Below are 13,563 nucleotides of genomic sequence, written 5' to 3' on the forward strand. Positions count from 1 at the left end.
ACAACGGAGTAACGACCTTATGACCCAGGCAACTGGCTTTCGCCGTTTGATTGCGCCCCTGGCGGCGCTGGCCGTGATGGCAGGTATTCACGCAGCTCAGGCGCAGGAAATTTCCGAATCCCATCTGGCTGCCGCGCGTCAGGCGATCGCCGCGATCGATGCGACCGAGCAGTTCGATGCGATCCTGCCGCGTGCCGCGCAGGCGCTCAAGGCGGAGCTGATCCAGAAGGATCCGAACCTGGAGGATCTGATCACCAAGACCGTTGATGAGCAGGCACTGACCCTTGCCTCGCGCCGCGCCGATTTGGAAACGGAAGCCGCGCGTGCATACGCCAACACGTTTTCGGAAGAGGAATTGAAGGCGATCTCGGCATTCTATGGTTCGCCGGCGGGCAAGAAGCTGATTTCCGAGGGACCGATCGTCACCCGCGAAGTGCTGAAAGCGGCCAATATCTGGCAGAACGGCATTGCGCGCGATCTGGCCCAGTCGGTCGGCGATGTTCTTGCCAAGCAGGAAGATGCGGCTCAGCCGCAGCAGTAAGCGCCTGCATCTCACGCGACATTGAAAGCCCGGCTGATCAGGCCGGGCTTTTTTATTCCTGCGGCAGACTATATGTCTGGTCCGATTTCGATTCAAAGGTTCCGGGGTTTTTCATGGCATCCTACGATTATGATCTCTTCGTCATCGGTGGCGGGTCTGGCGGTGTGCGCGCCGGGCGTCTGGCGGGCGCCATGGGAAAACGTGTCGGGCTTGCCGAGGAATACCGGATGGGCGGCACCTGCGTCATCCGCGGCTGCGTGCCGAAGAAGCTGTTCGTCTATGCCTCGCAGTTCGGCGAGCATTTCGAGGATGCCGCCGGTTATGGCTGGAGCGTCGGTGAGACCTCCTTCGACTGGCCGACGCTGATCGCCAACAAGGACCGCGAGATCGCGCGGCTGGAGGGGCTCTACCGCAAGGGGCTTGATAATTCGAAGGTCGAGATTTTCGACAGCCGGGCCGTGCTTGTGGACGAGCACACGATCGAGATCGTCTCGTCGCGGAAGAAGGTGACGGCGGAGCAGATACTGATTGCCACGGGCGCGCGGCCCAATCCGCATCTGGCGCTGCCCGGACACGAGCTCTGCATCAACTCCAACGAGGCGTTCCACCTGGCCGAGTTGCCGAAATCGATCGTGATTGCCGGCGGTGGCTATATCGCTGTCGAGTTCGCCAACATCTTCCACGGGCTCGGCGTCGAGACCACGCTGGTCTATCGCGGTCGCGAGATCTTGCAGCGTTTCGACGGTGATCTGCGCCGGCTCCTGCATGAGGCGATGGAGGCCAAGGGCATTCGCGTGCTTTGCGGAGAAGTGTTCGAGCGGGTCTCGCGGCGCACCGACGGACGGCTCGACGTGATGCTCTCGGGCGGGGAGATACTGCTCGTCGATCAGGCGATGCTGGCGCTCGGGCGTATTCCCAACACGGAAAATCTCGGGCTGGAGAAGGCCGGCGTGGAAACCGACGTCGTGGGTGCGGTGCACGTCGACGATTACTCGCGCACCAACGTTCCGCACATCTGGGCGGTGGGCGACGTCACGAACCGGGTGCAACTGACCCCGGTGGCGATCCATGAAGCGATGTGCTTTCTCGAAACCGCCTTCAAGAACAATCCGACGAAGCCCGATCATCAGTTGATCGCCACGGCCGTCTTCTCGCAGCCGGAAATCGGTACGGTCGGCCTGTCGGAAGAAGAGGCGGCCGGGAAATATCTGGAAGTGGAAGTCTATCGCGCGCATTTCCGGCCGATGAAGAACACGCTTTCCGGACGGCAGGAGAAGATGCTGACCAAGCTTGTGGTGGACGGGTTGAGCCGCAAGGTGCTCGGCGCGCATATCCTCGGTCCCGATGCGGGCGAGATGGCGCAGCTGCTCGGCATTGCGCTGAAATCGGGGGCGACGAAGGACGATCTCGATCGCACCATGGCCGTGCATCCGACGGCATCGGAAGAACTGGTGACGATGTACCAGCCGAGCTACCGGATCGTGAAAGGCGAGCGGGTGTGATCTTGGCGGCCACTGTCATCTTTCAGGGCTTGATCGGAGGATGAGGTAGGTGGCGCGATCGATAGCAATCCGGTCGATTCCAGCCTAGTATAATCTGCAGCTTTGCTCTATATGAGCGCATCCTGCGTACCATCCGGTACGCGGGCAATCTTGGTATTCCGCAAAAATGGGCGGACAGTTGCAAACAGGTGCTGCAATGACGAAGAACTGGACACCGCAATCCTGGAGAGGCAAGCCGATCAAGCAGGTGCCGTTTTATCCGGACGCGCAGGCTCTGGCCGATGTGGAGTCCCGTCTTCGTTCGTATCCGCCGCTGGTTTTTGCAGGCGAGGCGCGCAAGCTCACCCGTCAGTTGGGTGAAGTCGCCGATGGCCGCGCATTCCTCCTGCAGGGCGGGGACTGTGCCGAGAGCTTCGCCGAGCATGGCGCGGACAATATCCGCGACTTCTTCCGCGTGTTCCTGCAGATGGCGGTGGTGCTGACATTCGGCGCTTCGCAGCCGGTGGTGAAGGTCGGGCGCATAGCCGGGCAGTTCGCCAAGCCGCGCTCGTCCGATGTCGAGATCAAGGACGGCGTCGAACTGCCGGCCTATCGCGGCGACATCATCAACGGCATCGATTTCGAAGCGGCATCGCGTATTCCCGACCCGAACCGGCAGGATATGGCCTATCGCCAGTCGGCGGCGACGCTGAACCTTTTGCGTGCCTTCGCGCAGGGCGGCTATGCCAATCTGGAAAACGTGCATCAGTGGATGCTTGGCTTCGTCGGCAACAGCCCGCAGGGCGAGCGCTACGAGGCGCTGGCCAAGCGCATTTCCGAGACGATGGATTTCATGCGCTCGATCGGCATTACGTCGGAGAGCAATGCCCGGCTGCGCGAGACGGATTTCTACACCAGCCACGAGGCGCTGCTTCTGGGCTACGAGGAGGCGCTGACGCGCGTCGATTCCACCTCCGGCGACTGGTACGGCACTTCCGGCCACATGATCTGGATCGGCGACCGCACGCGCCAGCCCGATCATGCGCATGTGGAATATTGCCGTGGCATCAAGAACCCGCTCGGCCTGAAATGCGGTCCGTCGCTCGATCCGGACGGTCTTCTCAAGCTGATCGACCTTCTCAATCCGGAAAACGAGCCGGGCCGGCTGACGCTGATCGCGCGTTTCGGTTACGACAAGGTTTCCGATCATCTGCCGAAGCTGATCCGCGCGGTGCAGAAGGAAGGGCGCAAGGTGGTGTGGTCGTGCGATCCCATGCACGGCAACACGATCACCGCCAATGGCTACAAGACGCGGCCGTTCGACCGGATTCTCAAAGAGGTGGAGACCTTCTTCGCGGTTCATCGCGGCGAGGGCAGCTACCCTGGCGGCATCCATATCGAGATGACGGGCAAGAACGTCACCGAATGCACCGGCGGCGCGCGGGCCATCTCGGCGGAGGACCTGTCGGATCGCTACCACACCCATTGCGACCCGCGCCTCAATGCGGACCAGGCGCTGGAACTGGCGTTCCTGGTCGCCGAGCTTCTGAAGAAGGAGCGGGATGCCCAGCCGCAGAAGAAGGTTGTGAACGGCTGAAGCATTCGTTCAGTTTTTGTCGATTGCCATCACAGGGCGGGAGTCTAGACTCCCGCCCTGTTGCATTTCGAGGAGAGGGGGACGTCATTGGCTGAAGACTATCACACCGGATCATGCCTGTGCGGGGCGGTGCGCTTCGAGACCCGAGGGCCGTTGCGCGGCATCATCTATTGCCACTGCACGCAATGCCGCAAGCAGTCGGGGCACCATTACGCCGCGACCAATGTCGCCGACGAGAATATCCGCATGGACGGTGCCGAGAACATCACCTGGTATAAATCCAGCGAGACGGCGCGCCGCGGCTTTTGCCGGAACTGCGGCTCTGTGCTGTTCTGGAAGCATGACGGACTCGACTATGTTTCCGTCATGGCGGGCGCGTTCGACCAGCCGAGCGGGCTGCGCGGCGAAAAGCATATCTATACCGCGGACAAGGGCGACTATTACGGCATCAACGACGATTTGCCGCAGTATCTAGAGAACTATCCGAGATTTTGATCTTTCCCTAAAGCTTTTCCACTATAGCCGTCTTCGCGCCTTCGTTCAGGCGCGTTACACAAGGCACAATCGGCTTATCGGACGGACGGGGAAGACATGCATCGCATCTGGCTGGCTTTCATCAATTCGATGCGGGCGCTGCGCTGGCTGGCGCGCCACGAAAAGGCGGTGCAGCAGGAACTGGCGCTCTTCGTCATTTCCATTCCCGTGGCGCTTTATATCGCGGAGAGCGCGCTGATGTTCCTGCTCATGACGGGCGCAATCCTGTTCCTGATCATGATCGAAGTGCTCAATACCGGCATTGAGGCGGCCTGCAATGCGCTTTCACGCGAATTTCATAAGGATATCCAGATCGCCAAGGATTGCGGCTCGCTGGCGGTGCTGATCTCCATCATCCTGGCGGCAGCGGTATGGGGCTATGCGCTTTTCACAGCCTTCTGGGCCTGATCCGTTTTCCAAACGGACACGGAGCTCCTCAGCGCCCAATCCCTCACAGACCAGATTGCAACACTCAAGCCCCCGCGCTAAAGATTTCCCCATGATGACCAAGCCTGCCGCTCCCGATATTTTGCGCATCGCCGTAGCCCAGCTCGATCCCGTGCTCGGCGATATAGAGGCCAATCTCGCCAAAGCCCGCGAGGCGCGCGCCGATGCGGCGCGCCAGGGGGCCGATCTCATCCTCTTCACCGAGCTTTTCATCTCTGGCTATCCGCCGGAAGACCTTGTGCTCAAGCCCGCCTTCACGACGGCTTGCGAGAAGGCGGTGCGGGATTTCGCCACTGATACGGCCGATGGAGGCCCGGGCGTCATCATCGGCACGCCGCTGAAGCGCGAAACGGGCCTGCACAATTCGGTGATGGTGCTCGACGGCGGCAAGGTGATCGCCGAACGCTTCAAGGTCGATCTGCCGAATTATGGCGAGTTCGACGAAAAGCGTGTCTTCCTGGCCGGGCCGATGCCGGGTCCGGTCAATTTCCGGGGGGTGCGGATCGGCATTCCGATCTGCGAGGATATCTGGGGCGATCTGGGCGTCTGCGAGACGCTGAGCGAAAGCGGGGCGGAACTGCTGCTCGTTCCCAATGGCTCGCCCTATTACCGGGCGAAGGTGGATGTGCGCCATCAAGTGGCGATCAGGCAGGTGATCGAAACGGGATTGCCGCTCATTTTCGCCAACCAGCTCGGCGGACAGGACGAACTTATTTTCGACGGCGCTTCCTTCGGCATCAATGCCGACAAGACGCTTGCCTTCCAGATGTCGCAGTTCGAGGAGCAACTGGCGGTCATCACCTGGAAGCGGAACGGCGACGGCTGGGTCTGCGTTGACGGGCCGATGTCGAAAATCCCGGAGAAGGAAGAGGCGGACTATCGCGCCTGCATGCTGGGCCTGCGCGACTACGTCAATAAGAACGGCTTCAAGAATGTGGTGCTCGGTCTTTCCGGCGGCATCGATTCGGCGCTCTGCGCGGCGCTGGCCGTCGATGCGCTCGGCGAGGAGCGGCTTCACGCCGTGATGATGCCCTATCGCTATACGTCGAAGGATTCGCTCAAGGATGCCGAGGACTGCGCGCGCGCCCTCGGCTGCCGCTACGATATCGTGCCGATCTTCGAGCCGGTGGAAGGCTTCATGAAGGCCTTGGGGCCGATCTTCGACGGCATGAAGGAAGGAATCACCGAGGAGAATTTGCAGAGCCGCACGCGCGGGACGATCCTGATGGCGATCTCCAACAAATTCGGCTCGATGGTGGTGACGACAGGCAACAAATCCGAGATGTCGGTGGGCTATGCCACGCTCTATGGCGACATGAACGGCGGCTTCAATCCGATCAAGGATCTCTACAAGATGCAGGTCTATGCGCTGTCCGCCTGGCGCAACAGCCATGTGCCGCCGACAGCGCTCGGGCCTTCGGGCGTGGTCATTCCGCAGAACATCATCGACAAGGCGCCCTCGGCGGAGCTGCGGGAGAACCAGACGGACCAGGATTCGCTGCCGCCTTATCCGGTGCTCGACGATATTCTCGAATGCCTGGTGGAGAACGAGATGGGCGTGGATGATATCGTCGCGCGCGGCCATGACCGCGATACCGTGCATCGCGTCGAACATCTGCTTTACATCGCCGAGTACAAGCGCCGGCAATCCGCGCCGGGTGTGAAGATCACCAAGAAGAATTTCGGCCGCGACCGGCGTTATCCGATTACCAACCGGTTTCGGGATAGGTCGTAGTTTAGACGTCTTGGAGCGATTATTGGTTGGTGGAATCGCTAGGCGCTCCCTCTGTCCCGCCAATGTTTCCAGCTAAAGTAATAGGCTCTAGTTTAGGTATATCATGACCGTCACCGTCCGCTTCGCCCCGTCTCCGACGGGCTATATCCATATCGGCAATACCCGGACAGCGCTGTCCAACTGGCTGTTCGCGCTGAAGAATGGCGGGCGTTTCATCCTGCGTTTTGACGATACCGATATCGAGCGCTCGAAGAGCGAATATGCGGAAGCGATCGCCCAGGATCTCGACTGGCTCGGCGTGAAGCCGGACAGGGTGGAATACCAGTCGAAGCGCTTCGCCATCTATGATGCGGCGGCGGAGAGGCTGAAAAGTGCCGGGCTGCTCTATCCCTGCTACGAGACGGCGGAAGAGCTCGAGCTCCGGCGCAAATTGCGGCTGGCGCGCCGGTTGCCCCCGGTCTACGGGCGCGAGGCGTTGAAGCTGACCGACGCGGAGCGGGCGAAGTTGGAAGCGGAGGGCCGCAAGCCGCATTGGCGTTTCCTCCTGCCGAATTTCAAGGACGATCCGTTTTCGCCGGAGCGCACGGAGGTGCATTGGGATGATCTGGTGCGCGGGCCGCAGACGGTCGATCTCGCATCGATGTCCGATCCGGTGCTGGTGCGCGAGGACGGCAGCTATCTCTATACGTTTCCATCCGTCGTCGACGATATCGACCTCGGGGTAACGCATGTCATCCGCGGCGACGATCACGTCACCAACACAGGTGCTCAGATCGCCATCTTCCGGGCGCTCGGCGCCGAGCCGCCACAGTTCGGGCACCATAACCTGCTGACCACCATCTCGGGCGAGGGGCTTTCCAAGCGGACGGGGGCGCTTTCGATCCGCGCGCTGCGCGAGGTGGGCTACGAGCCCATGTCGGTCGCTTCGCTCGCCGTGCTGATCGGAACGTCGGAAAATGTCATCGCCGCGCCCGACATGCAGGTACTGGCCGAGCATTTTGAACTGGCGGCGGCATCCAAATCATCGGCCAAATTCGATCCCGCCGAGCTCGACACGCTCAATCGCGCGCTTGTCCACGCGCTTGATTTTGAGGCTGTGCGCGGGCGTCTTGCCGCGCTCGGCATAGAGGGCGACAAGGCGGAGGCGTTCTGGCTCGCCGTTCGCGGCAATCTCGGTCGCGTCAGCGATGCTTCCCTCTGGTGGAAGATCGTCAACGAGGGCGTTCAAACCGCTCCTGACCTGTCGCAGGAGGATGTCGCCTTCGTGCGCGAGGCATTCGACCTGTTGCCGGCGGAGCCATGGGACCGCCAGACATGGAAGGTCTGGACCGATGCGGTGAAGGAAAAGAGCGGGCGCAAGGGCAAGGCGCTGTTCATGCCCCTGCGCTTGGCGCTCACCGGGCTTCCGGCTGGCCCGGAACTCGCAGACCTTTTGCCTGTTTTGGGTCGGGAAGGAACGTTGGCCCGACGACCCTGATCTTCGCTCCCGTCGAGCTCGTGACGACGGAGGAGTCCTTTTCCGTCAGCCTTAGCAGGTCACCCCTATTGAGCCCGCCTTCGGTGTTGAGCATGGTTTCGGGATCGGCCGCCGGATCGGGGCGCTGGCGCGGGATGCCGATGAACGTGGACATCTTGTCCGCCGCTGCTTTCTGCCCGGCGCTGTAGCCCAGCATCGTGAAGTTGCCCGTGCCCGGGCTGCTTTGATCCTGCGCGGAAAGATCGCCGAAGGGCGTGCTCTGCTGCGGGGCCTGGCAGGTGCATCCCGACGGTGTTCTGGTTCCCAGCGTGCGATAGTCGAAGGCCGCCGGCAGCGCCGCATAAGGCATATTGGTGTCGACGGACACCATGTCCTCGGATTCCTCATCCTTGACGTCATGATAGTAGAGCTTCACCTCCGTGCCGGGGCACATGGCGGAGCAGGCCTTCTCGTCGCGGGCGAAGTATTTGCGTTGGGTGGAAAAGGATATCGGGAAGTAATAGCCGTCACAGGTGCGCACACAAAGGGTGCGGTAGCCGCTTTTCACGGTATAGCTTCGCATCGGTGCCGCGCCCTCGTTGGTTGCGGCCACGTTTTGGCTTCTCCGTTTCACCGGTGCGCGTTCGTTGTCGCGCGCGGACCTAGAGACCGTGGTGGAAACTTTTTTGGAAACCCTGGTGCGTGACGCCAATGGAGCGGCGCGTGCGGGGGCGGATTCCTCGACCACCTCCCGCGCCTTGGAACCACCAAAAAGCTTGGTGAGCAAACCGCGGGAGCGTTGCGGCGCGTTGCAATCATTGGCGTTCAACGCCGCCAGAATGCGTTGGCGGTCCGCTCCTCCACCGCCTCCACCCTGTTTCAATTCGGCAATTCTTCCCAGCAGTCTATCGATGGAGGCATTGATGCTGGTGCATTGCGGCGAGCTGGAGGGTCGCGAAAACAGGCCGCCTGTGCAGCCGGCTTGCCGCGCCGCGATGCGAGCGCGGGTCACCTGGCCCTGTAATTGGCGGATCGCCGGGCTGGAGGCGGACCGGCTCCGGCCTCCCGATGCGGAAGTCAACTGCCGCTGCAGTTTGGCGCATACGGCGGAGGCGGCCTTGCCGTCGCTTGTCGATACGGCAACGGCGCCGATCGTCAGGCTCGCCATGGCGATCATGAGAAAAATTCTATTCATCATCCGTCAACCCTGATCTTTCGGTAAACCCGGCAGTTAAAACCGTAGTTCTTCGAAACATCGAGGCTTTGATGATGATTTTCCCAAGTTTTGCCCCGAATCCGTCGCTCCGGGGTGAAAGCTAACTTTATTCTCCTAAGATGTCACCAACAATCAGTCCTTTGATAAGTAGGGAATGACTTATAGTTGCTTTATAGTTGTTTTTCCGTATCGAGGCGTTGAGATGCTTCGACGACGGCAAGCGCCGTCATATTGACGATGCCACGCGAGGTGACCGATGGCGTCAGGATATGGGCCGGCCGTGCGGCACCAAGCAGGATCGGTCCAACATGCAGCGCATCGGTGACGCTCTTGACGACGTTGAGGGTGATGTTGGCCGCATCGAGGTTGGGGAAGACCAGGAGATTGGCCTCGCCGGTCAGCCGTGATGCCGGGAAGACGCGATCGCGCAAGGCTTGGCTCAGCGCGGCGTCTCCATGCATTTCGCCGTCCACCTCGAGATCGGGATGACGTTCGCTGAGGATGGCGGTGGCACGGCGCATCTTTTCCGCGCTCTCGGAATCCTTCGAGCCGAAATTCGAATGCGAAAGCAGCGCGGCCTTCGGCTCGATGCCGAAACGGCGGATTTCGTTGGCGGCGAGGATGGTCATCTCGGCGATCTCCTCGGCATCCGGATCGACGGTGACATAAGTGTCGGTCAGGAAAAGGGTGCCGCGCTGCGAGATGAGCAGGCTGAGCGCGGAGAAATCGCGCAAGCCGCCCGATTTACCGATGATCTGACCGACCAGGCGCAGATGGCGCTCGAACCGGCCTTCCAGACCGCAGATCATGGCATCGGCCTCGTCGCGCATGACGGCCAGCGCCGCGATGGCGGTCGAATTGGTGCGCACGATGGTGCGCGCCGTCTCGGGCGTCACGCCCTGGCGTCCGGTATATTTCAGGAAGAGCTCGACATAATCGCGGTAGCGCGGATCATCTTCCGGATTGATGAGTTCGAAATCGGTGCCGGCACGGATCTTCAAGCCATAGCGCTTGAGCCGGGTTTCGACCACCTGTGGGCGGCCGATCAGCGTCGGGATTGCGACGCCTTCCTCGATAACCACCTGGGCAGCGCGCAGCACGCGCTCGTCCTCGCCATCGGCATAGATGACGCGCTTCTTCTCCGCTGAGCGGGCGGCGGTGAAGACTGGCTTCATGATGAGGCCGGAGCGGAAGACGAAGCGGTTCAGCTTGTCGAGATATGCTTCCATATCCTCGATCGGGCGGGTGGCGACGCCCGTCTCCATCGCAGCCCTGGCAACGGCGGGCGCAATGCGCAGGATCAGGCGCTGATCGAAGGGCGAGGGGATGAGATAGTCGGGGCCGAAGGTCGGCGTCTCGCCGGAATAGGCGCGCGCGGCGACGTCCGACGGCTCCTCGCGGGCGAGGGCTGCGATCGCCTTGACGGCGGCGAGCTTCATCTCTTCATTGATCGCCATGGCGCCGACATCGAGCGCGCCGCGGAAGATATAGGGGAAGCAGAGCACATTGTTGACCTGATTGGGGAAGTCCGACCGCCCGGTGCAGATCATCGCGTCGGCGCGGGCCTGCCTGGCTTCCTCCGGCATGATTTCCGGCGTCGGGTTGGCGAGCGCCATGATCAGCGGCTTGTCGGCCATCTGCTTCAAGAGTTCCGGCTTCAGAACGCCGGCGGCTGAAAGGCCGAGGAACACGTCGGCGCCGCCGATCACGTCGGCGAGCACGCGCGCGTCGGTCTTTTGCGCGTAAACCGCTTTCCAGCGATCCATCAACGCGGTGCGGCCCTCATAGACCACGCCTTCGATATCGCAGATCCAGATATTCTCGCGTTTCGCACCGAGCGTGACGAGAAGATTGAGACATGCGAGCGCCGCCGCGCCGGCGCCTGATGCGACGATCTTGGCCGAGGCAATATCCTTGCCGGCCAGCTCCAGCCCATTCAAGATCGCCGCCGCCACGATGATGGCCGTGCCGTGCTGGTCGTCATGGAAGACCGGGATTTTCATTTTGGCGCGCAGCTGCTCCTCCACCTCGAAGCATTCCGGCGCCTTGATATCCTCCAGATTGATGCCGCCGAAGGTCGGCTCCAGCGCGGCCACGACATCGACGATGCGGTTGATCTCCATCGCATCGATCTCGATATCGAAGACGTCGATATCGGCGAATTTCTTGAACAGAACCGCCTTGCCTTCCATCACCGGCTTGGAGGCGAGCGGTCCGATATTGCCAAGGCCCAGCACCGCCGTGCCGTTGGATACCACGGCCACGAGATTGCTGCGCGCGGTGTATTCGGCGGCTGTCGAGGCGTCGTCACGGATGGCCAGACAGGGTGCGGCGACGCCGGGAGAATAGGCGAGCGCCAGGTCGCGCTGGTTGCCCAGCGATTTCGTCGACTGGATCTCCAGCTTCCCCGGTTTGGGGTAGCGGTGAAAAAAGAGGGCCGCTTCTTCGAAATCGGAGAGGGCGGGTTTGTCGGTCTTGCTCATGGTGCGTTACTTTCCGGAGAGGCGGGATACGAGGCGGATGATATGCCGCCGCACGCCGGCGGCGGCAGGCGATCCGCTCAAAAGGCGCTTTGATAGGCTCCGCCGTCGATGATCAGGTTCTGGCCGGTAATATAGCCGGCATGGCTGGAGCAGAGGAAAGCGCAGGCATTGCCGAATTCATCCGGCTCGCCGAAGCGTCCGGCCGGGATGCTGGACATGCGCTGTTCCGCCGCCTTTTCCGGGTCCAGCCCTGCCTTTTCCGCACCGAAGCGGATGCCGCTGCGCAGGCGGTCCGTATCGAAGGCGCCGGGCAGGATGTTGTTGATCGTCACGTTGTCCCTTGCGACGGTGCGGGCGACGCCCGCCAGGAAGGATGTGAGCCCGGCGCGGGCGCCCGAGGAGAGGTCGAGCCCGGCTATGGGCTTATAGACCGAAGTGGAGGTGATATTGACGATGCGGCCGAAGCCGCGCGCCACCATACCGTCGATGACCGCCTTGATCAGCTCGATCGGGGTGACCATGTTCTGCGTCACGCCGTCGAGGATCGCCTGGCGGTCGAGTTCACGGAAATCACGATGCGGCGGGCCGCCATTGTTGTTGACCAGGATATCCGGCTCGGAGCAGGCGGCGAGGAGCTGCTTCTGCCCTTCCGGGGTGGAGACGTCGGCCAGGACCGGCGTGACGGACACGCCCGTGGCACGTTGCAATTCTTCGGCGGTTGCGGCGAGCACCTTCTCGTCGCGGCCGTTGATGACAAGATCGCATCCGGCTTGCGCCAGAGCCATTGCGCAGGCCTTGCCAAGCCCTCTGCTCGATGCGCAGACGATCGCCTTGCGGCCTTTCAATCCCAGATCCATGGCTAACTCCATCTTGTTTCAGGGTTCTGATAGGCCAAAGAAAGCGCTTTGCAAATCGCCAAAACGCACTTCGGCGCACCGCCGCGACGAGATGACCGAAAGAGACCGTCACACGTTTGTGACATGAATCGTGTTTATGCCGCCTAAACGCCATCACAAGACGGACGGAAGCTGGCGATGGGCAAGAACGCAGGCGAAGACGCAAAGAAATACCGCACCCTTTTCATTTCGGATGTCCATCTGGGCTCCAAAGGGGCGAAAGCGGATTTTCTCCTCGATTTCCTTCGTTTTCACGATGCGGAAACGATCTACCTCGTTGGCGATATCGTCGATGGCTGGCGGCTCAGGCGCAACTGGCACTGGCCGCAGGAGCATAATGACGTGGTGCAGAAGCTCCTGCGCAAGAGCCGCAAGGGCGCCAATATCATCTATATCGCCGGCAACCACGACGAGTTCCTGCGCGATTTCCAAGGTACGCATTTCGGCGGCATCGAGGTGATGAACCGCACCGTGCACGAAGCCGCGAACGGACGCAAATTCCTGGTCATCCATGGCGACCAGTTCGACGTGGTGGTGCGCAATGCACGTTTCATCGCCTATCTCGGCGACTGGGCCTATGACGCGGCCATCACCTTCAACACGGTCATGAACAAGGTGCGCCGCCTGCTCGGCCTGCGCTACTGGTCGTTTTCGCAATGGGCGAAGTTCCGCGTGAAGAAGGCGGTCAATTTCATCGGCGCGTTTCAGGACGTCGTTTCGGAGGAGGCGCGCCGCGTCGGCGTCGACGGTGTCATCTGCGGCCATATCCATCACGCCACGATGGAAACCATCGATGGGGTGGAATATATCAATACCGGCGATTGGGTCGAAAGCTGCACGGCAATCGTGGAGCATTTCGACGGCACCATGGAATTGATCTCCTGGACGCATCTGATCGGTGAAAAGGCCGGTTTCGCGCCCGTTATCGACCTGCAGGACCACCGCCCCGCGGCGCGCCAAGCCATGCCGAAGCCGGCGAATGTCGCCTAGACGGCCGTTTAATGGGATCGTTAGGCACCCCCCTCTGTCCTGCCGGACATCTCCCCCTCAAGGGGGGAGGTTGGCTGACATGGCTCTCGACGCTCATTTGGCAACGTCAGCAACTGGTATTGCGCACTGATGAAGGCGTAATCTCCCCCCTTGAGGGGGAGATGGCTGGCAAGCCAGAGGGGGGTAC

Annotated in this window: 11 protein-coding genes; 8 read left to right on the plus strand and 3 right to left on the minus strand. The window is 61.4% G+C overall.

Features of this window, described 5'->3' with window-relative positions; all coding sequences use genetic code 11:
• Window positions 1–19: 19 nt before the first annotated feature.
• The 7 genes from ATN84_RS15780 (at window position 20) to gltX (ending at window position 7,812) form a co-directional block, all read left to right on the plus strand.
• On the plus strand, window positions 20–541 hold the full coding sequence (locus ATN84_RS15780) for a DUF2059 domain-containing protein (RefSeq protein ID WP_068882567.1): 522 nt from the start codon (window positions 20–22) through the stop codon (window positions 539–541).
• A 113-nt stretch (window positions 542–654) separates the two neighbouring features.
• Window positions 655–2,043: a glutathione-disulfide reductase gene (gene gor / locus ATN84_RS15785; protein ID WP_068882568.1), complete on the plus strand. Its 1,389-nt coding sequence runs from the start codon at window positions 655–657 to the stop codon at window positions 2,041–2,043.
• Window positions 2,044–2,239: 196 nt separating this feature from the next.
• Complete coding sequence (locus tag ATN84_RS15790) at window positions 2,240–3,619, plus strand: class II 3-deoxy-7-phosphoheptulonate synthase (RefSeq protein ID WP_068882569.1); 1,380 nt, start codon at window positions 2,240–2,242, stop codon at window positions 3,617–3,619.
• Between the two features lie 87 nt (window positions 3,620–3,706).
• Window positions 3,707–4,114: a GFA family protein gene (locus ATN84_RS15795; protein WP_068882570.1), complete on the plus strand. Its 408-nt coding sequence runs from the start codon at window positions 3,707–3,709 to the stop codon at window positions 4,112–4,114.
• Between the two features lie 96 nt (window positions 4,115–4,210).
• Window positions 4,211–4,561: a diacylglycerol kinase gene (locus ATN84_RS15800; protein WP_068882571.1), complete on the plus strand. Its 351-nt coding sequence runs from the start codon at window positions 4,211–4,213 to the stop codon at window positions 4,559–4,561.
• 94 nt (window positions 4,562–4,655) lie between these two features.
• Complete coding sequence (locus tag ATN84_RS15805) at window positions 4,656–6,335, plus strand: NAD+ synthase (RefSeq protein WP_068882711.1); 1,680 nt, start codon at window positions 4,656–4,658, stop codon at window positions 6,333–6,335.
• 103 nt (window positions 6,336–6,438) lie between these two features.
• Window positions 6,439–7,812 carry a glutamate--tRNA ligase gene (gltX, locus tag ATN84_RS15810; protein ID WP_068882572.1) on the plus strand — a complete coding sequence of 458 codons (1,374 nt, stop codon included), beginning with the start codon at window positions 6,439–6,441 and terminating at the stop codon, window positions 7,810–7,812.
• Here gltX and ATN84_RS15815 read toward each other — a convergent pair.
• The 3 genes from ATN84_RS15815 to ATN84_RS15825 all read right to left on the minus strand — a co-directional run bounded on the left by ATN84_RS15815 (window position 7,730) and on the right by ATN84_RS15825 (window position 12,347).
• On the minus strand, window positions 7,730–8,968 hold the full coding sequence (locus ATN84_RS15815) for a DUF2865 domain-containing protein (RefSeq protein WP_068882573.1): 1,239 nt from the start codon (window positions 8,966–8,968) through the stop codon (window positions 7,730–7,732). The genes gltX and ATN84_RS15815 overlap by 83 nt on opposite strands.
• Before the next feature lie 209 nt (window positions 8,969–9,177).
• Window positions 9,178–11,490, minus strand: coding sequence for an NADP-dependent malic enzyme (locus ATN84_RS15820; RefSeq protein WP_068882574.1), 2,313 nt, complete (start codon window positions 11,488–11,490; stop codon window positions 9,178–9,180).
• Between the two features lie 77 nt (window positions 11,491–11,567).
• Window positions 11,568–12,347 (minus strand): SDR family oxidoreductase, encoded by a 780-nt coding sequence (locus tag ATN84_RS15825; protein ID WP_068882575.1) that lies wholly within the window; start codon window positions 12,345–12,347, stop codon window positions 11,568–11,570.
• 177 nt (window positions 12,348–12,524) lie between these two features.
• Here ATN84_RS15825 and ATN84_RS15830 point away from each other — a divergent pair, with 177 nt between their 5' ends.
• On the plus strand, window positions 12,525–13,376 hold the full coding sequence (locus ATN84_RS15830) for a UDP-2,3-diacylglucosamine diphosphatase (protein ID WP_068882576.1): 852 nt from the start codon (window positions 12,525–12,527) through the stop codon (window positions 13,374–13,376).
• Window positions 13,377–13,563 lie beyond the last annotated feature (187 nt).

Source organism: Paramesorhizobium deserti (assembly GCF_001558695.1).
Classification (GTDB): Bacteria; Pseudomonadota; Alphaproteobacteria; order Rhizobiales; family Rhizobiaceae; genus Paramesorhizobium; species Paramesorhizobium deserti.